We start from the raw sequence: 25,477 nt of genomic DNA on the forward strand, positions 1-25,477 counted from the left end.
CACAGCGCGTTCATCGCTACGACACCACCCTCAACGGCACAACAAGGAGTTCTCCATGCGCCTGACCGCCACCCCGCTGCTGCTTGCCCTGTCCCTCGCCCTTGGAACCTCGATGACTGCCCATGCCGCCCCGTCGTCGCCGTCGATCGCCGCCGCGGCCGAAGGCACGCTGCTGAACATCTCGGCCAATGCCGAAGCCACCCGCGTACCGGACGTGGCAACCCTGTCGGCCGGTGTGGTCACCCAGGCCGCCGATGGCAACAGCGCCATGCGCCAGAACGCCCAGCAGATGGACAAGGTACTGGCCGCGATCAAGGCCGCCGGCATCGCCGAGCGCGACGTGCAGACCAGCGGCGTCAGCCTCAATCCGCAGTACCGCTATGCCGACAACGAAGCGCCGAAGATCACCGGCTACCAGGCCAGCAACACGGTCAGCCTGAAGGTCCGTGACATCGCCAAGCTCGGCAAGGTGCTGGACGCGCTGGCCGCTCAGGGCGCCAACCAGATCAACGGCCCCAGCTTCGAGATCGACCAGCCGGAACCGGTCTATGACGAAGCGCGCCTGGCCGCGCTGAAGAAGGCCCAGGCCCGCGCCCAGACCTATGCCAAGTCGCTCGGCCTTCAGGTGCGCCGCATCGTCAGCATCTCCGAGAATGCCGGCGGTGGTTACCGCCCGATGCCGATGATGCGGACCATGGCCGCCGGCGCGGCGATGGACAAGGCCACGCCGGTCGCCCCGGGCGAATCCACTGTGTCGGTCAATCTGGACGTGGTGTTCGAGCTGGGTCGCTGATCCCATCCGTTCCGGTAGACAGAGGCGGGTCCCGCAGGGGCCCGCCTTTTTCATGGACCGGGGCGGCTGGCTGAAGGCCAGCCCAACGATCCTGCCCCTGCCTCTAGGCAGTGGCCGGGGCCTGGCGTTAATGATTGGCTGCCAGCCGCGTGCGGCAACCCCGCCACGGGCCCTGGTGCGTTGAGGACTTCGTCACTGGCATGGAGGTGGACCATGGTTCGTACGTATCCCGTTGCATCCCCGCACTTCGACCCCGCCCGCGTTGCCGCCTGGAGCGCGGCCATCGCCCTGCACCTGCTCGCGTTCCTGCTGCTCCTGATCCCGGCGACCTACCAGGCCGTGCAGGTCCCGCGTGACAAGACCACGGTCAGGCTGATCGAGAAGATCCCGCCAACGCCGCCCCCACCGGTGCTGCAGGAACCGAAGGAAGTCGCCCGGGTCGTGCCGAAACCGCAGGCACAGCCGGCGACACCGCCACTGCCGGCCCCAACCGCGACCGTGGAGGAAACGCAGGGCATCATGCTGCCGGCCGCCGAACCGGCCCCGCCGCAACTCGCGTCGAGCATCGACACCCATGCACCGCTGGCCGGCGCCCAGCTGCAATACCGCAGCGCCCCGCCACCGGCCTATCCGGTCGCCGCACTGCGCAACCATGAGCAGGGCACGGTGCTGCTGCGGGTGGAGGTCGACAGCGGCGGCCAGCCGGTCGCGGTCAGCATCGAGCGCAGCAGTGGCTCCCGCCACCTGGACCAGGCTGCACGCCAACAGGTGCTCAAGCGCTGGCGCTTTGAACCGGCCCAGCGTGATGGTGTAGCGGTACCGGCCATCGGTTTGGTGCCGGTGCAGTTCTCGTTGCCGGACTGACGACCCGGGCCGGTCCGACCGCCTGTCGGACCGGCCTTCGGGACCGAACTGCCAAACTCGGCAAAGTTCCAGTTCAAACGTTACGGATTAAGCAAAATTTCACGACTTCGTCACCCGTCGGAAACCTAGATTGGCCCGTCCCGGACACTCCGGAGACAGCCCTCAACGCTACGGTTTTCCAGTTAGGAGAGAAGCTGTGAAACACCTGATCCAACGGCCCGCCAGCCGCCGCCGCTGCACCCTGGCATCGTCCATCACCCACATCCTTACCGGCGGCACATTGCTGCTGGTTGGCGCCGTGGCTTCCACCTCCGCCTTCGCGCAGGAGAAGGCCACCAACCTGGACCGCATCACGGTTACCGGTTCGAACATTCCGCGCACCAACACCGAAACACCGTCCCCGGTGCAGGTGGTGACCCGCCAGGAAATCGACCGCACCGGCAAGACCACGGTCGCCGAATACCTGCAGACCATCACCGCCAACGGCGCCGGCTCGATTCCCAAATCATTCGGCAACGGCTTCGCCGGCGGTGGCGCCGGCATCTCCCTGCGCGGCCTGGGCGCGGGCTCGACCCTGGTCCTGTTGAACGGCCGCCGCATGGCGACCTATGGCCTGGCCGATGATGGACAGAAGGTCTTCACCGACCTGAGCACCATCCCCCTCGACGCCGTTGAACGCGTGGAAGTGCTGAAGGACGGCGCCTCGGCGATCTATGGCTCCGATGCCATCGCCGGCGTGGTCAACATCATCCTGCGCAGTGATTTCCAGGGCGCCATCCTGCGTGGCTCCTATGGCGTCTCCGGCGACGGCGACGGCGATACCCGCAAGGCGACCCTGACCGCCGGTACCGGCGACATGGCCACCGACGGCTGGAACGCCTTCTTCAGCCTGGACGTCGGCAAGAGCGACGCGATCAAGATCAGCGACCGCAAGAACCGCAAGTGGATCGGCACCGGCGACACCCGCCAGTGGGGCTACGGCAACAATGCACAGTTCCTGGGCGGCGCCTTCCTCAGCGGCAGGACCCGTGGCGGTGTCGGACCGAACGGTTCGGTGTATGACGACCGCAATGTCACCGAGACCAATCCGGCGACGCTGGTACCGCTGCCGGGCTGCCAGGGCCTGACCACCATTGGTGGCCAGACCGATGCTTCGGTGGCCGCGCAGGGCTGCCTGTGGGATCCGGCGCAGCTGTACCGCGACATTTCGCCGGAAGAGAAGTACGTCAACGTGTTCGGACGTGCCAGCTTCGCCTTCGGCGAGGGCGGCGAGATCTACACCGAGATCGGCTACTCGAAGAAGGAAACCACCTTCAGCAACACGCCGTCCGGTGTTTCCGGCGGCTGGGGCTACCCGGGTGGCCCGGTCAACGCCAACAGCGGCGACGGTGCCGTGGTGCTCGGCCCGAATCATCCTGACCGGCCTGCCGGCCTGGGCAACGGCCCGTTGCGCCTGCGCTACAGCGCCTGGGATGTCGGCCCGCGCGTGACCGACAACACCAACGAGTTCAACCGCTTCCTGGTCGGCGTCAAGGGCAACTGGGGCGACTGGAGTTATGACACCGCCTACCTGCATTCGGGCACCGACCTGGTCAACGAGCGCACCGGCTTCCTGCGCTACAGCGCCGTGAAGTGCGCGCTGGGCGACGCGAACTGTGCCGGTGGCGTGTGGCGCATCGGTGACAATGCCAACCTGAACTCCAAGGCACTGTACGACTACATCTCGCCGAAGATCAGCGCACGCGCCAAGTCCAGCCTGGACATGTTCGACTTCACCGTGTCGCGCAGCCTGATGGATCTGAAGGGGGGGCCGCTGGGCCTGGCGATCGGTACCGAATGGCGCAAGACCAGCAACAGCCTGACCCCGCAGACCTACACCGACACGGGTGACATCATCGGCCTGGGCTACTCCGCCTATGACGGCACGCAGAACGTCTACGCCGGTTACGTCGAACTGTCGGCACCGGTGCTGGAGCAGTTGGAACTGTCCGCTGCACTGCGCTACGACAAGTATGAAAGCGGTGAAGGCAAGGCCACGCCGAAGCTGGGCGTGAAGTGGACGCCGGCCGACTGGATCGCCTTGCGCGCCAGCTACGCCGAAGGCTTCCGTGCACCGAACCCGGCCGAGAACGGAGACGGTGGCCTGGCCGCCTTCTCCACGGCCTCGGATCCGATCCGTTGCCCGGACGGTGAAAATCCGGCCCCGGGTGCTTCGCCGGACGACTGCGGCTCGCAGTCGGTTGCGATCATCACCCGTCCGAACAAGGACCTGAAGCCGGAAGAGTCTAAGAGCTACTCGGTGGGCATCGTATTGCAGCCCACCAGCTCCACCTCGCTGACCGTCGATGCCTGGGAAATCAAGCGCACCAACGAGATCGCCCAGGGCGATACCGATGACGCGATCCGTGCCGGCAATGTCCTGCGCGACAACAACCTGCTCAACGGCGTCGCAGGCACCGGCAGCATCCTGGCCGTCAATACCGCCTACATCAACGCCAGCTCCTCGCGCGTTCGCGGCATCGACACCGACATCCGCCAGACCTTCGACATCGGCCCGGGCCAGCTGGAGATGGATCTGCAGTGGAGCCACCTGCTGAAATTCGAGCGCACCAGCGGTGGCAGCACCGATGACTTCCTGGGCACGCACGGCAACTGCGACGTGACCAACTGCATCGGTACGCCGAAGGATCGCATCAACTTCGGTACCACTTGGAAACAGGGTCCTTGGAGCGTGAGCGGCGTTGCCAATTACATCTCCAGCATGGACAACACCGACAAGCGTGGCGGCAAGTACCAGTTCTTCTACTTCGACGGCACGCCGGTGAAGAAGATCTCCTCGTTCACCACCTTCGATCTGTCCGGCCGTTGGGCTGTTACCGACGAGTTCGAGCTGAGCGCTTCGGTCGAAAACGTGTTCGATCGCATCGCTCCGCTTGATCCGCTGACCTATGGCGGCGTGAACTACAACCCGATGCACTTCAGCGGCGCCATCGGTCGTTACTTCACTGTCGGCGCCAAGTACACCTTCAAGTAATACCGCTCAACGCACCACCGTCGAAGGCCCGGGCACCTGCCCGGGCCTTCGTCGTTGTGCGCCTTGCAGGCATGTTCACGGGCCCACCGCTACCGTGGGTCAGCGGCATCAGCGCCGCAGGGGACATCATGGCCGCGACATCACAACGCCTCGGGCTGCCCGCGTTGACCGCACTGGTGGTCGGCTCGATGGTCGGTGCCGGCATCTTTTCATTGCCGCAGAACGTAGCGCGCAGCGCCGGTCCGGCGGCGGCGCTGCTCGGCTGGGCGGTCAGCGGCGCCGGCATGCTGATGCTGGCCTTCGTGTTCCAGGCCCTGGCCAACCGCCGGCCGGATCTCGATACCGGCATCTACGCATACGCGCGCGAAGGCTTCGGCAACTACATCGGCTTCTCCGCCGCGTGGGGCTACTGGGTTGCCTCGGTGCTCGGCAACGCCAGCTTCTTCGTGCTGATCTTCAGTGGCCTCGGCCACTTCGTGCCGGTCTTCGGTGAAGGCAATACCCCGGCCGCCGTGGCCGCTTCGTCGCTACTTCTCTGGACCGTGCACCTGCTGGTGCTGCGCGGCCTGCGCACCGCCGCCATCGTCAACGGCCTGGTAACGGTGGCCAAGCTGCTGCCTATCACGTTGTTCCTGATCCTGGCCGCCGGTGCCTTCCGCATGGATGTGTTCCGCGCCGATTTCCTGGGCACGCCCGCACTCGGCGACCTCGGCCAGCAGCTGCGCGGCATGATGCTGGTGACCGTGTGGGTATTCATCGGCATCGAAGGCGCCAGCATCTACTCGCGGCGCGCGGCCCGTCGCGCCGATGTCGGCCGCGCCACGGTGATCGGCTTCCTCGGCGTCTGGCTGCTGCTGGTACTGGTCAGCCTGCTGTCGATGGGCGTGCTGTCGCAGGCCGAACTGGCGGGGTTGCCCAATCCGTCGATGGCTTACGTGCTGCGCGCCATCGTTGGCGAGTGGGGCGCGACGGTGATCATCGTCGGCTCGATCATTTCGGTACTCGGCGCGCTGCTGGCCTGGGTGCTGCTGTGTGCCGAAGTGCTGTACGCCGCTGCAGGCGACGGCACCATGCCGGCCTTCCTGGGACGCGAGAATGCGCGCGGCGTGCCCGCCAACGCGCTGTGGCTGAGCAATGGCTTGATCCAGCTGTTCCTGCTGCTGGTGCTGGTCAACTCCGGCAGCTACACGGGCCTGGTGCTGCTGGCGGCCTCGATGAGCCTGGTACCCTACTTCCTGTCCACCGCGTTCGGCGTGCAGCTGGCGTGGCGCGGGGACGCCTATGCGGGTGAACCGGGCGTGCGCTGGCGTGATTTCGCGGTGGCGCTGCTGGCCAGTGCCTACGCGTTGTGGCTGGTGTATGCAGGAGGCCTCGACAACCTGCTGCTGTCGGTGCTGCTGTATGTGCCCGGCGTGGTGGTGTTCGCACTGACCCGGCTGCAACGCGGTGAGCAGGTATTCACGCGTTGGGAATGGGTGTTGTTCGGCGCCATTCTGGTGGTGGCCATCGCTACGCTGGTGGCGTTCTCCAGAGGTGAGCTGGCACTGTAGAGTCGAGCGAGGGCTCGGCTCTACAACAACGCAAAAAAAAGACCTGCATCTTGCGATGCAGGTCTCTTCAAGGTGGCGCCCGAAGTTGGACTCGAACCAACGACCCCCTGATTAACAGTCAAGTGCTCTAACCGGCTGAGCTATTCGGGCAGACGACTAGTATAACCACTCTTCACGCGCGATGGTAGGGGTGATTCGCAATCATTGCGGCGGCCCGGTACAACTGCTCGGCCACCACCAGGCGCACCAGCATGTGCGGCAGCGTCAATGGTCCAATCGACCACTTTTCGTCGGCCAGCGCGGAAACTTCCGGCGAATGCCCTTCCGGGCCACCGATCAGGAAGGCAAGGTCCCTGCCCTGCCCACGCCAATGCTCCAGCCGCTGCGCCAGCTGTTCGGAACTGAGCTGGCGGCCCGGCACATCCAGCGCCACCACATAGGCATTCTTCGGCAGTGCGGCGATCACGCGCCTGCCTTCGTCTTCGGTGGCGCGGCGCGCATCGCGGCCCTTGCCGCGCAGGCCGGGCTCGATTTCCACCAGATCGAACGGCAGCCAGTGCGACAGCCGCTTCTGGTACTCGGCGAAGCCCTGCGCCACCCAGCCGGGTGCGCGTTCGCCGGTAGCAATCAGGCGGGCTTTCATCAACGGTCCTCCAAAACGTCGACGGCGCCATCGGCGCCGTCGAAGGGATGCATCAACGTGCGGCTCAGGCCACTTCGTCGTCGCTGGACGGCGGCTGGTCGCCAACGGTCCACAGGCGCTCCAGGGCATAGAACTCACGCACGCGCGGCAGCATCACATGCACGATCACGTCGCCCAGGTCGACCAGTACCCACTCGGCTTCGCGCTCGCCTTCAACACCCAGCGGCATCACGTCGAGATTCTTGGCAAAGCGCACGACTTCATCGGCGATCGACTTGACGTGGCGGGTCGAGGTGCCCGAAACGACGATCATGTAGTCGGCAACGCTGGACCGGCCGCGCACATCGATCTCGACCAGGTCCTTGGCCTTCAGGTCTTCGGTGGCTTGGCGGACGCTGGCCAGCAGTTCCGGCACGGACGGCGGCGGGCTGGGCAGATCGACCTTGATGGTCTGGGGCTGGGTCTGGTTGCTCAAAGTGGATCGACTCGATAAACGTGGGGGCGATTATACGGGCAAGCCGGGGCGGCGGCATTCACGGCGTAGGGGAGCGGTACAGGCCATGGGCGGCCACATAGTCGGCCACGGCCGGCGGCAGCAACGCCCGCCAGGGGCCGCCGGCGGCGATCTGCGCACGCACGGCACTGGCCGATTCCTCGCGCAGCGGATGATGCAGGCGCAGGATGCGCCCGGCCGGACTGGCGAACAGGGCCTGCTCGTTGTCGGCCCAGCGGCCTTCCAGGGCGCGGCCAAGTTCGCCATCCACCGAGGCCTGAAGGGGGCTGCCCGGGCGCTCGGCCACCACGAAATGGGCCAGCCCGAACAGTGCCTCCCATTCATGCCAGCGGGTCAGGCCCAGCAGGCTGTCGGCCCCGACCAGCCAGGCCAATGGCCGGCTGGGGCCCAGCTCGCCGCGCAGTTCGCGCAGGGTGTCGACGGTGTAGGACGGGCGGCCGGGAAAGCGTATGGCGCGGTCCAGTTCACGATGGTCCAGCAGCAGGCCAGGCTCATCGCCGATGGCCAGCGAGAGCATGGTGAAGCGCTGGTCAGCGGTTGCGCCCGGCACCGCGCGATGCGGCGGATCAGCCGCCGGCAGCATGCGTACAGCGACCTGCAGTTCGTCACGGGCAGCACGCGCGATGGCGAGGTGCCCGAGGTGCACCGGATCGAAGGTGCCCCCGTAATAGATCCGCAGGCTCATCACTCAGGCCCGCGCCAGCAGGCGCACGGCACGCGGTTCGGCCACGGCCACCAGCAGGCGCTCCAGCGCCAGCCAGGCATCACCGTCGGCGCGCCCCTTGGCGATGCGGTCGACCAGTCCGGCCTCGGCCACGAAACGCTCCCAGCGCTTGCCCTCGGGGTGCCGCTGCAGAGCACGCTTGTAGGGCGCCTGCCGCGATTCCCAGATGCCGCGCGATTTCATTTCGGCGGCCAGATTGCCGCCACGCGCCTGTACCCGGGCCAGGCCGGCACCAGCCAACAGCTCGCGGATCACCATTGGCATCAGTGCGGCCACCGCCTCGCCTTCGCCACGCAGGCCCGCCAGCATGCGCAGCACCGCCGGCGGCTGGCCGGAGAACGTGGCTTCCAGCAGCCGGAAAACGTCATAGCGGGCGGCGTCGGCCACCAGCGATTCCATCCGTTCCACGTCCAGCGGCTGGCCGTCGGCCAGCAACGCCAGCTTGTCGATTTCCTGCGCAGCGGCCAGCAGGTTGCCCTCGACCCGCTCGGCCAGGCGCTGCACGGCGGCCGGATCGGCACGCAGGCCCTTGCCACGCAGGCGGCGCTCGATCCAGTCCGGCAGTTCGTGCGGCTTGATCGCCCACGCCACCGACAGCACGCCGATGCGATTGACTGACTCGGCCCACTTGCCCTGGTGGGCCTTGCTCCATTCGTTGGCGGTAATCATCAGCACCACGTCCGGCGCCGGGTTGGCGCAGAACTGGCTGATCACCTCGGCCCCGTCCTTGCCCGGCTTGCCGCTGGGCAGGCGCACCTCGACCAGGCGGCGGGCACTGAACAGGCTGGGCGCGTTGAAGCTGGCGTCGAGCTGGTTCCAGTCGAAATCACGCCCATCGGCGTCGAACACTTCCCGCTCGGCAATGCCGGCGGCGCGTGCGCGTGCACGGATGGCGTCGGCCGCCTCAAGCACGCGCAGGGTTTCCGGGCCGGCAATCAGGTAGACCGGCGCCAGCGGGGTGTCAGCGCCCTGGCTGGCCAGCTGCTCCGGACGCAGTTCCATCGTCGCGACTCAGTGCTTGGCTGCGGGAACCGGCTCGGCCGGCTCCGCCCCTTCGATCGGCTTGGCCTTCGGCGCCGTCAGGCTGCCGCCCTTCTCGATCTCGGCGCGCACCACGCTGTCGATGCGGCGGATGATCGACGCGGACATTTCCCGTCGCAGCTCATCGGCCAGGATTTCGCGTTCGGTGGTGGTACCGGTGGCGTCGGTCGGCGGCGACACGTAGTCGCGCGACAGTTCGATCACCTGCTGCGGCACCAGCTCGCTGCCATCCTCGCGACGGAAGATGAAGATCACCGCATAGCGCAGGCTGTACTCCTGCGCACGGCCCTGCGAGTCGATGGCGATCGGCAGGTCGCCCCAGCGTTCGGAGAGCACCTGGAGCTGGGTACTGGGCCCCTTGCTGTCCTCGTCGGCCAGCTTGGCTCCGGATGCCAGCAGGCTGCGATTGAGCAGCTTGACCAGTTCGCTGTAAGGCGCGGTGGAGACCACCTTCACCGGCGCCGTGTCGGTCGGCAGCATCAGCTTGTTGCGCAGATGGAAACCGCAGCCGGCAAGGCCGAGGACAAGAACGAGGGCAAGCAGGATTCGGGTCATGGAGACAGTCTGGCGGAGCCGGGCGATCACGGCAACACACAGCCTGCCCGAAGCCGCGTGAATGCAGGGCCATCAAGTGCATGGCCCCGCACCGGGAAGGTACCGGCCACCGCGTGGGTGACCGGCCCAGGATGCATCAGGCAGCGACGATGTTCACGATCTTGCCCGGCACGATGATGATCTTGCGCACGGTCAGGCCTTCCATGAACTTGGCCGCATTCGGCTCGGCCAGAGCCAGTGCTTCGACCTGCTCGCGTGCAGCATCGGCGGCCACCTCGATGGTGCCACGCAGCTTGCCGTTGACCTGCACGGCCAGGGTCAGCGCGTCGCGCACCAGCGCACCGGCGTCGGCCTGCGGGAACGGCTGGTCTTCCAGCAGCGTCTCGCCATGGCCCAGCACCTGCCACAGGGCGTGGCTGGCATGCGGGGTGATCGGGTTCAGCAGCAGTACGATGGCCTGCAGCGCTTCCTGGCGCACCGCACGGCCCTGCTCGCTGCCGTCCTCGAACTTGGCCAGCGCGTTCATCAGTTCCATCACCGCCGCGATGGCGGTATTGAAGCTGTGGCGACGGCCATAGTCGTCACCGACCTTGCCGATGGTCTCGTGGGTCTTGCGGCGCAGTGCCTTCTGGTTGGCGTCCAGCGCGGCCACGTCCAGCGCCGGGGCGGCACCGTCGGCGGCGTGCTTCTGCACCTGGGCCCACAGGCGGCGCAGGAAGCGCGCCATGCCGTCCACGCCGGCTTCGTTCCACTCCAGCGACTGTTCCGGCGGGGCGGCGAACATCGAGAACAGGCGCACGGTGTCGGCACCGTACTTGTCGACCATCGCCTGCGGGTCCACGCCGTTGTTCTTCGACTTGGACATCTTTTCAGTGCCACCGACCACCACCGGCTGGCCGTCGGCGATCAGCGTGGCGCCAGTGATGCGGCCGCGCTCGTCGCGCTGCACTTCCACATCGGCCGGATTGATCCAGTCCTTCGAGCCGTCCGGGTTCGGGCGGTAGTAGGTCTCGGCGATCACCATGCCCTGGCACAGCAGGTTGCGTGCCGGTTCGTTGCTGTCCACCATCCGCGCGTCGCGCAGCAGCTTGTGGTAGAAGCGGAAATACATCAGGTGCAGGATCGCGTGCTCGATGCCGCCGATGTACTGGTCGACCGGCAACCAGTAATTGCCGCGCTTGTCGACCGCATCACGGGCACCCGGCGAGGTGTAGCGGGCGTAGTACCAGCTCGACTCCATGAAGGTGTCGAAGGTGTCGGTCTCGCGCTCGGCCGCGCCGCCGCATTCCGGGCAGGTGGTCTTGCGCCATTCCGGATCGGTCTTGATCGGCGAACCAGTCCCCGAGAACGCCACGTCCTCCGGCAGCACCACCGGCAGCTGCTCTTCCGGCACCGGCACCGCACCGCACTTGTCGCAGTAGATCACCGGAATCGGGCAACCCCAGTAGCGCTGGCGGCTCACGCCCCAGTCGCGCAGGCGATAGTTGACGCGGCGCTGGCCCTGGGCCTTGCGCTCGAAGCGTTCGGCCAGGGCTTCGAAGGCGCCCTGGAAATCCAGCCCATCGAATTCGGCCGAGTTGACCAGTTCGAAGGCACGGTTCTTGTCGCTGTACCAGTCCTGCCAGCGGGCACCGTCCCAGGTGCGCTCGTCGTCGTTGCGCGGATCCTTCAGCGCGATCACCTGCTTGATCGGCAGGCCGTACTTGTTTGCCACTTCATTGTCGCGCTGGTCGTGGCCCGGAACAGCCATCACCGCACCGGTGCCGTAGCCCATCAGCACGAAGTTGGCGACCCACACCGGCACCTTTTCGCCGGTGACCGGATGGATGGCACGCAGGCCGGTGTCCATGCCGCGCTTTTCCTGGGTTTCCAGCTCGGCCTCGGACACGCCACCCTGCTTCATTTCCGACAGCAGCGCAGCCAATTCCGGGTTGTTCTTCGCCGCATGCAGGGCCAGCGGATGTTCGGCGGCGATCGACACGAAGGTCACGCCCATCACGGTATCCGGACGGGTGGTGAACACGCGCAGCGGATCCAGCGCACTGCCGTCGACATCACGCACGTCGAACTGGATTTCCAGGCCTTCGGAGCGGCCGATCCAGTTGCGCTGCATGGTCTTGACCGAATCCGGCCAGCCGTCCAGTTCATCCAGGCCGTCCAGCAGTTCCTGGGCGTAATCGGTGATGCGCAGGAACCACTGCGGGATCTCGCGCTTCTCGACCAGCGCACCGGAACGCCAACCACGGCCATCGATGACCTGCTCGTTGGCCAGCACGGTCTGGTCGACCGGATCCCAGTTCACCACCGCATTGCGGCGGTAGGCCAGGCCCTTGCGCATCAGGCGCGTGAACATGCGCTGTTCGTGGACATAGTAGTCCGGGCGGCAGGTGGCGAATTCGCGCGACCAGTCCACCGCATAGCCCATGGCCTTGAACTGGCCACGCATGTGCTCGATGTTCTTGTAGGTCCAGGCCGCCGGTGCGGTCTTGTTCTTGATTGCCGCGTTCTCCGCAGGCAGACCGAACGCGTCCCAGCCCATCGGCTGCAGCACGTTGTGGCCGGTCATGCGCTTGTAGCGGCTGATCACGTCGCCGATGGTGTAATTGCGCACGTGGCCCATGTGCAGCGCACCGGACGGGTACGGAAGCATCGACAGGCAGTAGTACTTCGGCTTGTCCGAAGTCTCGTCGACTTCGAAGGCACGGGTGGCGTCCCAGTACTTCTGGGCGGCGGATTCAACCTGCTGCGGGTCGTAGGCGTTGGTTTCAGCGCTGGTCATGGAACACGCGGATGCGGCGGCAAAGCGGTACAGCGTACCGCAGTGCGGCAAACGTCTCCAATCCTGCCCGCCGACCGCCGGCGTCGCCAGCGCCCGGAGCCGATCTCAGCGCGGTCGCGACAGAGGCAGGGCCAGCGCCAGCCAGACCGCCCAGCAGGCGAATGCAAGCCGTTGTGCCAGCGGCGCCGGCAGCACGCCCTGCAGCGCAAAGGCAGCCAGCGCCGCCAGCACGCCACAGGCGAGCGCCACCCCGCCCAGGGCGCGGCCGTGCGTCTGGCGCAGCTGCGAGATGCCCAGCAACAGGGTGCCGGCGACGAAGCCCAGCACCCAGATCATCCAGGCACTGGCGTGCAGCTGGCTGGCCGGCCCGTGCAGATCGTCCACATCCAGCGGCATCAAGCCCATCGCGGTGAAGGCCAGTCCGCCCAGCAACAGCATCTGGCTGCCCACCCGCGGCGCCCAGCCAGCACTGGCCGGCAGCTGTCGGCGCAGGCACTCGGCCACGACCACCGCCAGCAGGCCCGGCAGTACGAAGCCCAGCAGATTGAAGGCCAACGCGTGCGGCACGCCGTGTGCGCCCAGCAGGGCCACCGGGTGCCGCGCCTGTGCATAACCTTCCAGGCCGGTGCCGAAGCCCAGCACCGCCAGCACGAACAGCAGTGCGGCGGCGGGGCCGGACAGACACAACAGGGAAGACGGGGAGGTCATGCAGGCTCCAGGAGCAACGGCGGCGGGAACGACGCATTGTCGGGCATTTGCCGCAGTCCGGGTTGAGACTGGCATCGATCGTCACCATAGAATCGGTCTCCAGATGCCAATCGATGCCTCCCCCATGACCGAGACGACCTACGTATTCGACGCCACCACTGCGACCTTCGAGGCCGAAGTCCTGCAGAAGTCGCTGCAGACGCCGGTGCTGGTCGACTTCTGGGCCACGTGGTGCGGCCCCTGCAAGACCCTGGGCCCGATGCTGGAAAAACTGGCCGCCGAATACAACGGTGCCTTCGAGCTGGCCAAGGTCGATGTCGACAAGGAACAGCAGATTGCCGCCGCCTTCCAGATCCGCTCGGTGCCCACCGTGTTCCTGGTCAAGGGCGGCCAGCTGGTGGACGGTTTCCCCGGCGCCATCCCGGAAGGCCAGCTGCGTGAGTTCCTGGCCCAGCACGGCATCGTGCCGGCCGACGTCGGCGACACTGCCGCCGAGGACGAAGCGCCGTTGGATCCGCAGGCACAGGTGGACGTACTGCGTGCGCAGATCGCCGCCGAGCCGGACAAGGACGAGCTGAAGCTCGACCTGGCCCTGGCCCTGCTGCAGATCGGCGGCGTGGACGAAGCCGGTACGCTGATCGACGGCCTGCCCGCCAACCTGGCCACCGACGACCGCGCCGTGCGCGCCCGCGCCCGGCTGTCCTTTGCCGCCGCCCTGAAGGACGCCCCGGCCGCCGAGGTGCTGGACGCGCGCATCGCCGCCAACGGCAATGACCTCAAGGCCCGCCACCTGCGCGGCGTGCAGCTGCTGCTCGGCGGCCATGACGAAGCCGCGCTGGCGCAGTTCCTGGAAATGCTGCGGATCGACCGGAGTTTCGAGGAAGGCCTGCCGCGCAAAGCGCTGATCGATGCCTTCAATGTGATCTCCGACGAGGACCTGGTCGGCCAGTACCGCCGCAGGATGGCCTCCCTGCTGTTCTGAACGGAAGCCGGGTTCGTTCAGAATCCCTGCACTGGACGCGGGCAATAATGCGCACGATGGCGGCCGTAGGGCCGCCACGATCCGTTCGGGGGGATGAGGTCGGGGCCATGGGGTCTTGCAGCTGCACCCCGGCATTGCCGGGATTGCAAAACTGTGACCTTCGTCCGCTCGCTGTTGTTTGCCATGCGCTTCCAGGGCGCCCTGCTCTGTGCCCTGCTTCTGCTGCCGGCCATCGCCGCCGCGCAGGACTGGAACTACCGGGTCCGCCCCGGCGACACCCTGTGGGATCTGGGTGGCGTGTATCTGAAACCCTCGGTGCGCTGGCAACAGCTCCAGCAGCACAACCGAATCGACAACCCCTACCGGCTGCCGCCCGGCCAGCTGCTGCGTTTCCCCATCAGCTGGCTGCGCATCGAACCGGCACCGGCGCGGGTGCTCTCGGTCCGCGGCAAGGTCGAACTGTCCAGTGGAGACGGCAGCGCCAGCCGCGCCATCCAGGCCGGCGAGCAACTGCATATCGGAGACACCGTACAGACCGAGGGCGAATCCAGCGTCACGCTGGAATTTGCCGATGCGTCGCGCCTGCAGCTGCGTGAGTACTCGCGCCTGCGCCTGGACCAGCTCAGCCGCTACGGCCACACCGGCATGGTCGACACCCGCCTGCGCCTGCAGCAGGGCCGCGCCAGCAATCGGGTGACGCCAGCGCGCGGCCCGGCATCGCGTTACATCATCGATGCGCCCACCGCCACCAGCAGCGTGCGCGGCACCGTCTTCCGGGTCAGTGCCGGCGACGGTCGTGATGCCGCGGCCACCGAGGTCCTGCAGGGCAAGGTGCAGGTCGGCAACGCCCATGGCCAGCGCATGGTCCAGCCCGGACAGGCCACCCGCAGCGCCAGCGCCGACGCCGCGCCGGATGCGGTCTCCGCGCTGCTGCCGGCGCCGCAGCTGCGCAACGATGAACTGCGCCTGGCCCCGTTGCCGACGCTGCTGGCATGGACTCCGGTCACCGGCGCCGCGCATTACCGCGTTGAAGTGGTAGAGGCAGCCACGCCGGAGATCCTGCTGTTCGCTGCCACCACCCCCGATACCCGCCTGGCCATCGGCGATCTGCCGCCGGGCCAGCTGCGCATCCTGCTGCGCGCGGTCGATGCGCAGGGTGTGGAAGGCATCGACGCCAGTGCCGACTTCGAACTCAGCGACCAGCCCCCACCGCCGCTGACCCTGGCCCCGCTGCATGGACAGACAATCAACAGCGACCGCCCGCGGTTCCGCTGGAGCCAGGCCCCCGGTGCGCGCAGCAGCGTGCTGCAGATCGCGGCTGATTCCACCTTCGTACAGCCACTGCAGGAACAGACCAGCACCGGCACCGACCTGCGCCTGACGCAGCCATTGCCGCCGGGTCACTACTTCTGGCGGATCGCCTCCCGCAGTGCCGATGGGCACCAGGGGCGCTATGGCCAGGCCCTGCCACTGCAGCTGAGCAACGAGCCGGTGGATCCTGCCCTGCAACCGCCCGAGGCCGCGCACGGTGAACTGACCCTGCGTTGGCAGGCCGGCAGCGAAGGCCAGCGCTATCGCGTGCAGGTCGACCGCCGCGGCGACTTCAAGGCACCCCTGGTCGACGAAACCATGGCCGAACCGCAGGTCAGCTTCAAGCGTCCGTGGCGCGGCACCCTGCATGTGCGCGTGCAGTACATCGACGATGACGGCCATGCCGGCGAGTTCTCGCCTGCCCAGAAGATCGCCCTGCCGTGTCGCCTCTGCTATGGCACCGGCGGCGGTGCCCTGCTGCTGTGGCTGCTGTTGTGAGGCGTTCGCCGCTGCCGTGGTCGAAGCGGATCCTGCTGGCCATGCTGGCCGGGATACTGACCCTCGTCGCCAGCCAGGGCCAATGGCTGTGGCGGCAGGACGAGGCCACCTACGACGCGATGGTCGGCAACTGGGACTATCGACCCGACCCGAGCGTGCTGATCGTGGCCATCGACGAAGGCAGCCTGCAACGCATCGGCCAATGGCCGTGGCCGCGCTCGGTCCACGCCCGGTTGCTGGATCGCCTGACCGATGCCGGTGCCGAACGGGTCGCGCTGGATCTGATGCTGTCCGAGCCGGACCGCCGCGACAGCCGCCAGGATGAGGCGCTGGCCGCGGCCATCCGTCGCAATGGCCGGGTGGTGCTGCCGGTGCTGGCCGCACCGGCAGCCGGTGATCGCATGGCCGAGGAAATGCTGCCGGTTCCGCAGATCGCGGCCAGTGCCGCCGCCATCGGCCACACCGACGTTGAGGTGGACAGCGACGGCGTCGCCCGCGGCATCTACCTGCATGCGGGCATCGGCAAGGCGCATTGGCCGGCGCTCGGGCTGGCCCTGACCGGCCTGCCCGCGGGCGCGGTGCGCGGACTGCCCGACCCTGATCCCGAGGTGGGCTCGCCTTATCAATGGCGGCGCAACGACTACGTGCGGGTGCGCTATGCCGGACCTCCCGAGCAGTTGCCGCAGGTTTCCTACGCAGACGTACTCGATGGCCACGTGGACATGGCGATGCTGCATGGCCGCCGCATCATCGTCGGCATGACCGCCAGCGGCATCGCACCGCGCCTGCTGACCCCGACCACCCGCGAGTTCTGGATGAGCGGCAGCGAGTACCAGGCCAACATCGCCTCGATGCTGCTGCAGCACAAGCAGATCGAGGTGCTGCCCCGCTTCTGGCAGCACACCATCAGCGCGGTGCTGGTGGCGCTGTGCGTGATCCTGCTCGGCCTGCGCCTGCCGTGGCTGGCGGCGCTGTGTTCGCTGCCGCTTGCTCCTCTGCTGAGCTGGTTGCTGTTGCGCACCAGCAACCTCTGGTGGGCGCCAGCCACCGCCCTGCTGGGCGTCCTGCTGGTCCTGCTGGCCTGGGCGATCTGGCGGATTTCGGCCTGGCACCGGCAGGCCAACCGCGACGCACTGACCGGCCTTGGCAATCGCCTGCGTTTCGAACAGGCGCTGCAGCAGGAATGCGACGCCGCACGACGCAACGGCAAGCCACTGAGCCTGGCGCTGATCGACGTCGACCACTTCAAGCGCCACAACGACCGCCATGGCCACCAGGTCGGCGACCGCGTGCTGCGGGACGTCGCCCGGTTGATCGGCGCGCATGCGCGGCGTCCGCGCGACATGGCCGCGCGTTACGGTGGCGATGAATTCGCGCTGGTATTGCCCGATACCCCGGCCGAGGGCGCGCGGCTTGTCATCCAGGACCTGATCGACTGCGTACGTGCATTGCCGGTACACGGTGACGGCAGCGACGATCGGGTGACGCTCACCATCGGCGTGTTTACCCGGGTACCGGAAGGCGAGCTGCAACCGCATCATTTCGTCGAAGGGGCCGACACCGCGCTGTACCGGGCCAAAGCGAATGGACGCGACGGGTATGTGATCGACGGCGGCGCGTGACCGGTGCCACCGGGTGCAACATACGCATGCGAATGGTTAGACTGGACACCTCGCCCAGCGCCCCCGGATCCGCATGAACGCCCGTCTGTTCCGCTTCGGCATCAACCTCTGGCCGCCCTTCCTGTTCACCGGCATCCACGTCACCCGCATCACCCCCGACTACCGGCAGATTGATGTCGAGCTGCGCCTGCGGCCATGGAACCGCAACTACGTCGGCACCCACTTCGGCGGCAGCCTGTTCGCGATGACCGATCCGTTCTGGATGCTCGGCCTGCTGCACATCCTCGGCCGCGACTACTACGTGTGGGACCGCGCCGGCGCCATCGACTTCCTCAAGCCGGGCCGTGGCATCGTGCGGACGTCGTTCCGCATCGACGACGCGCTGCTGGACGAACTGCGCGCCGAAGCGGCCAGTGGCGAGAAGGTGCTGCGCTGGTTCAGCAACGACGTGATCGATGAAAGCGGCGAGGTGGTCGCACAGGTCCGCAAGCAGGTGTACCTGCGGTTGAAGCCACACGCACGCTGAGCGCGCCTCAATCGCGCGCCAATGCAGTCGAAGCTGGCTCCGCCTGCAGCGGTACCGACAGCCACGGGTTCTCATCAGCGCTGCGCGCTGGAGAGCGCCGCGGCACCTGTAGATGGCGGCCATCCGCCGACAAGCGCGGCACCCGCACCGGCGAGGCGAACTGCGCCGGCAACCGCTGCAGGGCATCCACCGGATCCCCCGGCTGCTGCCGCAGCCAGCGCTGTGCACCCAGTAGGCGCAGCATCGCCGCGGCGTCCTGGGTGCGCGACGAATAGGCCGGATAGACCGGACCCGCAATGTCGGTCAACAGGCAACCCATGACGTTCGACAGGCAACCAAAGTCACGCTGCGGCGGCGCCGGCACCGGCAACGGACGGTCCGCCTCCAGCGCAGCGGTCGCCGTCGCGCCACAGGCCCAACCGAGATTGCCGGCCGCACGGGCCAGGGTGCTGCTGCGGTCCAGTACCAGCGCGCCGCCGAATTCCCGCGCCGAGGTCTCGATCGCCACCCGGTTCATCGCATACTCGCCCTGCATCGCACGGCACAGGCTCTGCTCGTCGGCCCGCATCGGCTGCATGGCCTGTTCGCATTCGGCCGGCAGCGGGCGATCGGCAGGCAGTTCGACCAGCATGTCGGCCAGCAGCTGCGCGTTGGCCTGCACCAGGCTGGCGCCGATGATGCTTTCGACCAGATAGCTGCCACCGGGCACCAGCCGCCGGCCCAGCTGCACTCCCCGGCAGCTGCCGCGCAGGGCACCGTCGATGTCACCCTGTACGAACGCCAGCGCGCGTGCGCTGGTGGCATCGACCACCAGCCCGTAGGTCGGCATCGGCACCAGGATGCCCTCGCCCTTCGGCTGGAACGGCGATACGAAGTAGTCTGCTTCGGCGAGCTGATCCAGCCGCGCGTGCAACTGCTGGTGCCCGGCATGGGCCTCCACGAAGCGTTGCGGGTCCGCGCGGACCTGGGCGAGGCAGCCGCGGGCGGCCGGCCCGCAACTGGCACCGGGCCGCGAGCGCAGCTCGGCATGGTTGGCCACCAGGTGTGTCTGGCCGCCGCTGCTGCCCCGCAGGTCGGCCTCCCAACGGCGCACGTCCTCGGCCAACGCCTGCTCGCGCTGGCGGGCATCCAGATCGTCGAACGGCAGCGTCCACAACAGGGCATAACCGTTGCGCCCGCTCGCCGGCAGCCGCGCTTCCAGCCGTTTCTGCGCCTGCAACCGCGATTCCGGCACCGGCCACATGCGTGAGGCGCACCACACCACGATGGTCAACAGCAGCAGGCCCGCCAGGGTCCAGCCCAGTCCGCGCAGAATCTTCAACACAGCTTCCCTTCCATGGCTCGTTGCCGCAGTCGATCCACCAGCGTAATCGACCGGCAGTGACCGCTACAATGCGCACATGTCGCTCGAAGCCCCCGCCTTGGTCCCCCGCCCCTCCCTGCAGCGCCTGTTCCTGACCGGCCTGCTGACCCTGCTGCCGATCTGGCTGACCTGGGTCGTGGTCAAGTTCGTGTTCGTATTGCTGTCGGGCATTTCCAGCCCGCTGGTGGTACCGCTGTCCGAGCAGATCGCGACAAGCTTCCCGCACTACCTCGGCTGGGTCCGCGCCGAATGGATCCAGGACACCATCGCCCTGCTGGCCACCCTGCTGGTGATCCTGGCGGTGGGCGTGGCCAGCCGCCGCGTGCTCGGCCAGCGCCTGCTGCGCTGGGTGGGCGCGGTCATCAAGCGCATTCCGCTGGCCAGCATCATCTACGACAGCGCAAAGAAGCTGCTGGACATGCTGCAGACCGAACCGGGCAGCACCCAGCGCGTGGTGCTGATCGACTTCCCGCACCGCGACATGAAATCGGTCGGACTGGTCACCCGCGTGATCAAGGAACACGGCACCGACCGTGAGCTGGCCGCGGTGTATGTACCGACCACGCCGAACCCGACCTCGGGCTACCTGGAAATCGTGCCAGTGGAACTGCTGACCCCGACTGACTGGACCGTCGACCAGGCCATGAGCTTCATCATTTCCGGCGGCGCCGTCGCACCGTCCAGCGTGCCGTTCACCCGCGCCGGCGAACGCACCGGCGAACGCACCGAATGACCCCGGCGCCGATCGAGCGCCCGCTGCAGGACCGCGCGGTCCTGCTGTTCATCGTGCTGGCCGCGTTCTTCTGCGGCAATGCGGTGCTGGCCGAGCTGATCGGGGTGAAGATCTTCGCGCTGGAAGACACCCTGGGCATCGCCCCGCTGAACTGGAACCTGTTCGGCCAGACCGGCTCGCTCAGCTTCACCGCCGGTACCCTGCTGTGGCCGGTGGTGTTCATCATGACCGACACCATCAACGAGTTTTTCGGCAAGCGCGGCGTGCGCTTCATCTCGTGGCTGGCGGTGGTGCTGATCGGCTACGGCTTCCTGTTCGCCTTCGCGGCCATTTCGCTGGCGCCGGCCAGCTGGTGGGTCACGTCGATGGATGGCCACGGTGTGCCCGACTACCAGGCCGCGTTCGCAGCCGTGTTCGGCCAGGGCATGTGGACCATTGCCGGTTCGCTGGTGGCCTTCCTGCTCGGCCAGCTGATCGACGTGGCGGTGTTCCACCGCATCCGCCAGGCCACCGGCGAACGCCACGTGTGGCTGCGTGCGACCGGATCGACCGCGATCTCGCAGGTGGTGGACAGCTTCGTGGTGATCTGGATCGCCTTCGTGCTGGGCCCGCAACACTGGCCGACCTCGCTGTTCCTTGCGGTCGCCAGCGTCAACTACGTGTACAAGATGGGCTTTGCGGTCGCCCTGATTCCGTTGCTGTACCTGATGCGGCGTGCCATCACCCGCTATCTGGGCGCCGATCGCGCGGCGGCACTGCGCGCCGCCGCTGCGGCTGACTGAAGCCCCAGCGCCGCCAAGCTGACTGCGTCTTCACGCTGGCCGTACGCGCGCGGATCGTGCAAGCTCCACGATCTGTGTTCCACGGAAGCTTCTTGATGCCGTATTCCCCCCGCGTCCTGGCCGCTGCCATTGCCGCGTTGTTCCTGTTCAGTGCCGTGCCGTCGGCCGAAGCAGCGAAGAAGAAGGCCAGCCGCCCTGCCGCTGCGCAGACCCGCCAGGCCGCCAAGCCCAAGGCCAGGCCCGCCCGTGCCACCGCACCGGCCCGTGGCAGTTCGGCGCGCCGCGCTGCGCCGCGTCCGGTCGCACCGGCCCGTGCCGTGCCCAAGCAGGTGCAGCTGGAACGGCTGTACGACGAGTACTGGGATGCCTCGATGCGGTTGAACCCGCTGCAGGCCACGTTCCAGGGCGAACCGCGCTACAACGACCAGCTACCCAACATCCTGTCCGCCGCCTGGCGCCAGCAGTCGCACGACTTCACCACGCAGTGGCTGGGCAAGGTCGAAAAACTCGGCAGCGATGGCCTGCAGGGCCAGGACCTGCTCAGTTACGAGATCTTCGTACGTGACGCGCGCGCCTCGCTGGCTGCCGAGCGCTACCCGAGCTGGATGATGCCGATCAGCCAGTACTACAACATCGGCAGCATCATGGCGATCCTCGGCTCCGGCGCGGGCGCGCAGCCGTTCAACACCGTGCAGGACTATGACACCTGGTCGCGCCGCTCGCTCGGCATTCCCGAACTGTTCGACCAGGCCATCGACAACATGCGCCAGGGCATGAAGGCCGGCGTGGTGCAGCCGCGCGACCTGATGGAGAAGGTGCTGCCGCAGCTGGATGCAGTGATCAAGCCGACCGCTGAAGAGAGCATCTTCTGGTCGCCGATCCGCACCATGCCGAACACGATTGCGGCCGAAGACAAGGCGCGCATCAGTGCCGAGTACAAGCGCATGATCGAACTGCGCATCATGCCCGCCTACCGCGCCCTGCGCGGCTTCATCGCCACCGAGTACCTGCCGGCCACGCGCGCCAGCAGCGGCATGGGCGCGCTGCCCGACGGCCAGGCCTGGTACGCCAACCTGATCGTGCAGACCACCGCCAGCGACCAGACCGCCGCGCAGCTGCACGCGCTGGGCGAGCAACGCGTGCAGGAACTGCAGGCACAGATCGCCACGGTGATGAAGGACGCCAAGCTGCGTGGCACGCCGGCAAAGCTGCTGCGCAGCATGCGCAACGATCGCCAGTTCCAGTACAGCGATGCCAATGCACTGATCAGCCGCTACCGCCAGGTGCAGCAGCAGGTCAACGCGCGCCTGCCGCAGGTGCTCGATACGCTGCCGAAGTCCGCGCTGGAAGTACGCGCAGTGGAACCGGAACGGGCGCTGACCGCCGCCGCTGCCGCCTACCAGCCGTCGCCGCCCGGGCAGCCCGGCGTGCTGTACATCAACACCCGCGACCTGCCCAGCCGCAAGCGCTGGAGCGTGCCGGTGCAGTACCTGCATGAAGCGATTCCCGGCCATCACGTGCAACTGGGCCTGCAGCAGGAGCTGGCCAAGCTGCCACGCTTCCGCCGCCTCGGTGGCGATCTCGCCTTCGTCGAAGGCTGGGGCCTGTACGCCGAAACGCTGGGCGAAGATCTCGGCGCCTACACCGATCCCTACGACCGCATCGGCTACCTGTACTCGCGCCTGCTGCGCGCCGCGCGCGTGGTCGCCGACACCGGCGTCAATGCACAGGGCTGGAGCAAGCAGCAGGCCGTGGCCTACCTGCAGAAGACGGTGGACATGAGCAGCGATGACGCCAACGCCGAAGTCGAGCGGATCATGGCCCAGCCCGGCCAGGCACTGTCGAACGTCGCCGGCATGACGACCATCGTTGCCCTGCGCGACAAGGCCAAGGCACGCCAGGGCGCAGCCTTCGATCTGCGCCGCTTCCATGCAGAACTGCTGAAAGACGGCTCGATGCCTCTGGACGTGCTGGACCGCAAGATGGAGCGCTGGATGGCACAGCCGGCCAGCGCTGCGCCCACACTTTCGCCCTGACGCTTCCGGAGCCACCATGCGCCCTGCCGTCGCCCTGTTCGCCGCCGTGCTGGGCCTGCTGCCTCTGGCGGGCGCCGCCGCACCGGTGCTGACCCCACCGGATGCCGGTATCGACGGCCTGATGCAGGCCTACGATGGCCAGGTGCCCGGCGCCGCAGTGCTGGTGCTGCATGACGGGCAGCCGGTGTTCCGCCGTGGCTACGGCCTTGCGGTGGTCGAAGACGGCACCCCGGTCACAGCCGCCAGCAACTTCCGGCTGGCCTCGGTCAGCAAGCAGTTCACCGCCGCGGCGGTGCTGCTGCTGGTGGAAGACGGCCGGCTCGGGCTGGACCAGCCGGCCCGGCAGTGGCTGCCCGAGCTGCCACCGGCTGCAGCGGGCATCACCCTCCGCCACCTGCTCTCGCATACCAGCGGCCTGCTCGACTACGAAGACCTGATGGACCCGGCAGACACGCGGCAGGTACACGATGCCGATGTGCTGGCCCTGCTGTCGCGCCAGGACCGGCTGAACTTCGCGCCGGGCACGCAGTACCGCTACAGCAACAGCGGCTATGCACTGCTGGCACTGATCGGGGGCCGCGCATCCGGCCAGGATTTCGCCGCCTTCCTGCAACAACGCATCTTCCGCCCGCTGGGCATGGCGCATACCGTGGCCCACCAGGACGGCGTGGACACGGTCGCCACACGCGCCTATGGCTACAGCAGGATCGATGGCCGCTGGCAGCGCACCGACCAGAGCACTACCAGCGCTGTACTGGGAGACGGCGGGATCTACTCCTCGCTGGACGACCTGGCCCGCTGGGATGCGGCGCTGTACGACGACCGCCTGCTGTCGAAGGCTTCGCGCCGGGCGATGTTCAGCCCCGCCACACCGACGCCCGAACCGGATGTGCCGCACTACGGCTTCGGCTGGCGCCTGAACGGCCCGGTGCAATGGCACAGCGGCGAGAGCATCGGCTTCCGCAACGTGATCGTGCGCCACCCGGAGAAGCACCTGACCGTGATCGTGCTGACCAACCGCAACGACCCCGAACCCTATCCGCTGGCGCAGAAGATCGCCCAGCGCTGGCTGGACACCCTGCAATGACCCCCGGTTCCGACGCCCTGCTGGGCATCCACCACGCCGCACTGATCTGCAGCGACTACGCCCGCTCGAAGGACTTCTACGTGCGCATCCTCGGCCTGCGCGTGCTGGCCGAGAACCACCGCGCCGCACGCGATTCCTGGAAGCTCGATCTGGCCCTGCCCGACGGCGGCCAGCTGGAACTGTTCTCCTTCCCCTCGCCGCCGCCCCGTCCCAGCCGCCCGGAGGCCCAGGGTCTGCGCCACCTCGCGTTCCGGGTGGCTGCACTGGAACCCTTCATCCAGCGCCTGGCCGCGCATGGTGTCGCCTGCGAACCGATCCGCGTGGACGAATACACCGGCCGACGCTTCACCTTCTTCGCCGACCCCGACGACCTGCCGCTGGAGTTGTGCGAAGTCGGTTGACGTCCCCGGGGGTCAGATCCCTTTTCCGACGGAAAAGGGATCTGACCCCATCGCCGCAACCAAAACCTCATTCACGCATGGCATGGATCTACCGTGTCGACCAAGGTCGACACCTACCCACAGCCGCAGAAATCTGTCAGAGGTGGGGCGGTGTGGGTGGGCAGGACCGTTGGCTCCATGGATGGCGCCATCGAGCCCCCATGGATGGGTTTACGGCGTGTCCTGCCCACCCACACCGCCCCGCCATCCCACGGATAGCTGCCTTTGCTTTTGAGGTTGCCGGCCAGCGGCCGGCACTACCGCAGGTGCAGGGCGCAGCCCTGCAACGCCCCTCTTCCCCATACCCCGCCGAATGGGTATACAGTCGACCCGTACCGGCATCGTGCCGGAATGAACCCTGGGAGGGGACCATGCGCAAGACCTTCAAGACCCTGTTGCTGGCACTGCCGCTGTGCCTGGCCGCGCTCTCGGCGCAGGCCGCCGATGGCGCCGCCGGCCGCTGGAAGACCATCGACGACAAGACCGGCAAGGTGAAGTCGATCGTCGAGATCACCCAGGCCGCCAACGGCACCCTGACCGGCAAGGTGGTCGACATCCTGCACTCAGACAAGGGCCCCAACCCGGTCTGTGACGGCTGTGAAGGCGCCAACAGGAACAAGCCGGTGAAGGGCATGACCATCCTCTGGAACCTGAAGGCCGACGGCGCCAACAAGTGGTCCGGTGGCACCATCCTCGACCCGGCCAACGGCAAGACCTACAAGTCGAAGATGGAACTGCAGCCCGGCGGCACCCGGCTGGACGTGTCCGGCTGCATCGCCTTCATCTGCCGCGCGCAGACCTGGCAGCGCGAATAAGCGCCCCGGCCCCCGCTTCATCCCCGTGACCCGGCCTCGGCCGGGTCACCTCGTTGCGGGCATGCGATACTCTGCGG

General features: G+C 67.4%; 22 protein-coding genes and 1 tRNA gene. 14 read left to right on the forward strand and 9 right to left on the reverse strand.

Features of this window, described 5'->3' with window-relative positions; translation table 11 throughout:
* The first annotated feature begins 55 nt into the window (after window positions 1-55).
* From AC5P8Y_RS02070 to AC5P8Y_RS02085, 4 genes are all read left to right on the forward strand, one after another.
* Window positions 56-793: an SIMPL domain-containing protein gene (locus tag AC5P8Y_RS02070; protein WP_005410531.1), complete on the forward strand. Its 738-nt coding sequence runs from the start codon at window positions 56-58 to the stop codon at window positions 791-793.
* Between the two features lie 213 nt (window positions 794-1,006).
* The gene (locus AC5P8Y_RS02075; RefSeq protein WP_033835323.1) at window positions 1,007-1,657 is read left to right on the forward strand and encodes an energy transducer TonB; all 651 of its coding nucleotides are present in this window, start codon (window positions 1,007-1,009) and stop codon (window positions 1,655-1,657) included.
* Window positions 1,658-1,853: 196 nt separating this feature from the next.
* A complete protein-coding gene (locus AC5P8Y_RS02080) occupies window positions 1,854-4,691 on the forward strand; it encodes a TonB-dependent receptor (RefSeq protein WP_005410533.1) in 2,838 nt (945 codons plus the stop codon).
* 128 nt (window positions 4,692-4,819) lie between these two features.
* Window positions 4,820-6,241, forward strand: a complete 1,422-nt coding sequence (locus AC5P8Y_RS02085; RefSeq protein ID WP_033835339.1) for a basic amino acid/polyamine antiporter — start codon at window positions 4,820-4,822, stop codon at window positions 6,239-6,241.
* Window positions 6,242-6,314: 73 nt separating this feature from the next.
* Here the strand turns inward: AC5P8Y_RS02085 and AC5P8Y_RS02090 are convergent.
* From AC5P8Y_RS02090 to AC5P8Y_RS02125, 8 genes are all read right to left on the reverse strand, one after another.
* A tRNA-Asn gene (locus tag AC5P8Y_RS02090) sits at window positions 6,315-6,391 on the reverse strand.
* A gap of 22 nt (window positions 6,392-6,413) precedes the next feature.
* On the reverse strand, window positions 6,414-6,884 hold the full coding sequence (gene rlmH / locus AC5P8Y_RS02095) for a 23S rRNA (pseudouridine(1915)-N(3))-methyltransferase RlmH (RefSeq protein ID WP_049453118.1): 471 nt from the start codon (window positions 6,882-6,884) through the stop codon (window positions 6,414-6,416).
* A gap of 64 nt (window positions 6,885-6,948) precedes the next feature.
* A complete protein-coding gene (rsfS, locus tag AC5P8Y_RS02100; RefSeq protein WP_005410536.1) occupies window positions 6,949-7,359 on the reverse strand; it encodes a ribosome silencing factor in 411 nt (136 codons plus the stop codon).
* A 58-nt stretch (window positions 7,360-7,417) separates the two neighbouring features.
* On the reverse strand, window positions 7,418-8,086 hold the full coding sequence (gene nadD / locus AC5P8Y_RS02105) for a nicotinate-nucleotide adenylyltransferase (RefSeq protein WP_005410537.1): 669 nt from the start codon (window positions 8,084-8,086) through the stop codon (window positions 7,418-7,420).
* Window positions 8,087-9,124, reverse strand: coding sequence for a DNA polymerase III subunit delta (gene holA, locus AC5P8Y_RS02110; RefSeq protein WP_033835324.1), 1,038 nt, complete (start codon window positions 9,122-9,124; stop codon window positions 8,087-8,089). It abuts the gene before it with no gap.
* Between the two features lie 9 nt (window positions 9,125-9,133).
* Window positions 9,134-9,718, reverse strand: coding sequence for an LPS-assembly lipoprotein LptE (locus AC5P8Y_RS02115; protein WP_005410539.1), 585 nt, complete (start codon window positions 9,716-9,718; stop codon window positions 9,134-9,136).
* Window positions 9,719-9,854: 136 nt separating this feature from the next.
* Window positions 9,855-12,497, reverse strand: a complete 2,643-nt coding sequence (gene leuS, locus AC5P8Y_RS02120) for a leucine--tRNA ligase (protein ID WP_005410540.1) — start codon at window positions 12,495-12,497, stop codon at window positions 9,855-9,857.
* A gap of 105 nt (window positions 12,498-12,602) precedes the next feature.
* Entirely contained in the window at window positions 12,603-13,205 is a 603-nt protein-coding gene (locus AC5P8Y_RS02125; protein ID WP_033835326.1) for a DUF998 domain-containing protein, read from the reverse strand.
* Between the two features lie 124 nt (window positions 13,206-13,329).
* Between AC5P8Y_RS02125 and trxA the strand changes: the two genes are divergently transcribed.
* The 4 genes from trxA (at window position 13,330) to AC5P8Y_RS02145 (ending at window position 18,144) form a co-directional block, all read left to right on the forward strand.
* Window positions 13,330-14,187, forward strand: coding sequence for a thioredoxin (gene trxA, locus AC5P8Y_RS02130; protein WP_005410542.1), 858 nt, complete (start codon window positions 13,330-13,332; stop codon window positions 14,185-14,187).
* A gap of 153 nt (window positions 14,188-14,340) precedes the next feature.
* Complete coding sequence (locus AC5P8Y_RS02135; RefSeq protein ID WP_495201832.1) at window positions 14,341-15,996, forward strand: FecR family protein; 1,656 nt, start codon at window positions 14,341-14,343, stop codon at window positions 15,994-15,996.
* On the forward strand, window positions 15,993-17,618 hold the full coding sequence (locus AC5P8Y_RS02140) for a CHASE2 domain-containing protein (protein ID WP_049403487.1): 1,626 nt from the start codon (window positions 15,993-15,995) through the stop codon (window positions 17,616-17,618). Before AC5P8Y_RS02135 ends, AC5P8Y_RS02140 begins: the two co-directional genes overlap by 4 nt.
* Before the next feature lie 73 nt (window positions 17,619-17,691).
* On the forward strand, window positions 17,692-18,144 hold the full coding sequence (locus tag AC5P8Y_RS02145) for a DUF4442 domain-containing protein (RefSeq protein WP_010482929.1): 453 nt from the start codon (window positions 17,692-17,694) through the stop codon (window positions 18,142-18,144).
* Between the two features lie 7 nt (window positions 18,145-18,151).
* Here the strand turns inward: AC5P8Y_RS02145 and AC5P8Y_RS02150 are convergent, their stop codons facing one another.
* Window positions 18,152-19,468 (reverse strand): hypothetical protein, encoded by a 1,317-nt coding sequence (locus AC5P8Y_RS02150; RefSeq protein WP_049403488.1) that lies wholly within the window; start codon window positions 19,466-19,468, stop codon window positions 18,152-18,154.
* 76 nt (window positions 19,469-19,544) lie between these two features.
* Between AC5P8Y_RS02150 and AC5P8Y_RS02155 the strand changes: the two genes are divergently transcribed.
* From AC5P8Y_RS02155 to AC5P8Y_RS02180, 6 genes are all read left to right on the forward strand, one after another.
* Entirely contained in the window at window positions 19,545-20,240 is a 696-nt protein-coding gene (locus tag AC5P8Y_RS02155; RefSeq protein ID WP_005414135.1) for a DUF502 domain-containing protein, read from the forward strand.
* Window positions 20,237-21,022 (forward strand): queuosine precursor transporter, encoded by a 786-nt coding sequence (locus AC5P8Y_RS02160; protein WP_012480937.1) that lies wholly within the window; start codon window positions 20,237-20,239, stop codon window positions 21,020-21,022. The genes AC5P8Y_RS02155 and AC5P8Y_RS02160 overlap by 4 nt, the downstream gene beginning before the upstream one ends.
* Before the next feature lie 95 nt (window positions 21,023-21,117).
* Window positions 21,118-23,058 carry a DUF885 domain-containing protein gene (locus tag AC5P8Y_RS02165; RefSeq protein ID WP_049403489.1) on the forward strand — a complete coding sequence of 647 codons (1,941 nt, stop codon included), beginning with the start codon at window positions 21,118-21,120 and terminating at the stop codon, window positions 23,056-23,058.
* A gap of 16 nt (window positions 23,059-23,074) precedes the next feature.
* On the forward strand, window positions 23,075-24,145 hold the full coding sequence (locus AC5P8Y_RS02170) for a serine hydrolase domain-containing protein (RefSeq protein ID WP_049403490.1): 1,071 nt from the start codon (window positions 23,075-23,077) through the stop codon (window positions 24,143-24,145).
* The gene (gene gloA2 / locus AC5P8Y_RS02175) at window positions 24,142-24,546 is read left to right on the forward strand and encodes an SMU1112c/YaeR family gloxylase I-like metalloprotein (protein ID WP_049403491.1); all 405 of its coding nucleotides are present in this window, start codon (window positions 24,142-24,144) and stop codon (window positions 24,544-24,546) included. Before AC5P8Y_RS02170 ends, gloA2 begins: the two co-directional genes overlap by 4 nt.
* Before the next feature lie 410 nt (window positions 24,547-24,956).
* On the forward strand, window positions 24,957-25,400 hold the full coding sequence (locus AC5P8Y_RS02180; protein ID WP_005410552.1) for a DUF2147 domain-containing protein: 444 nt from the start codon (window positions 24,957-24,959) through the stop codon (window positions 25,398-25,400).
* Window positions 25,401-25,477 lie beyond the last annotated feature (77 nt).

The sequence above is a fragment of the Stenotrophomonas sp. YJH_SMC_12-1 genome, from assembly GCF_059370935.1.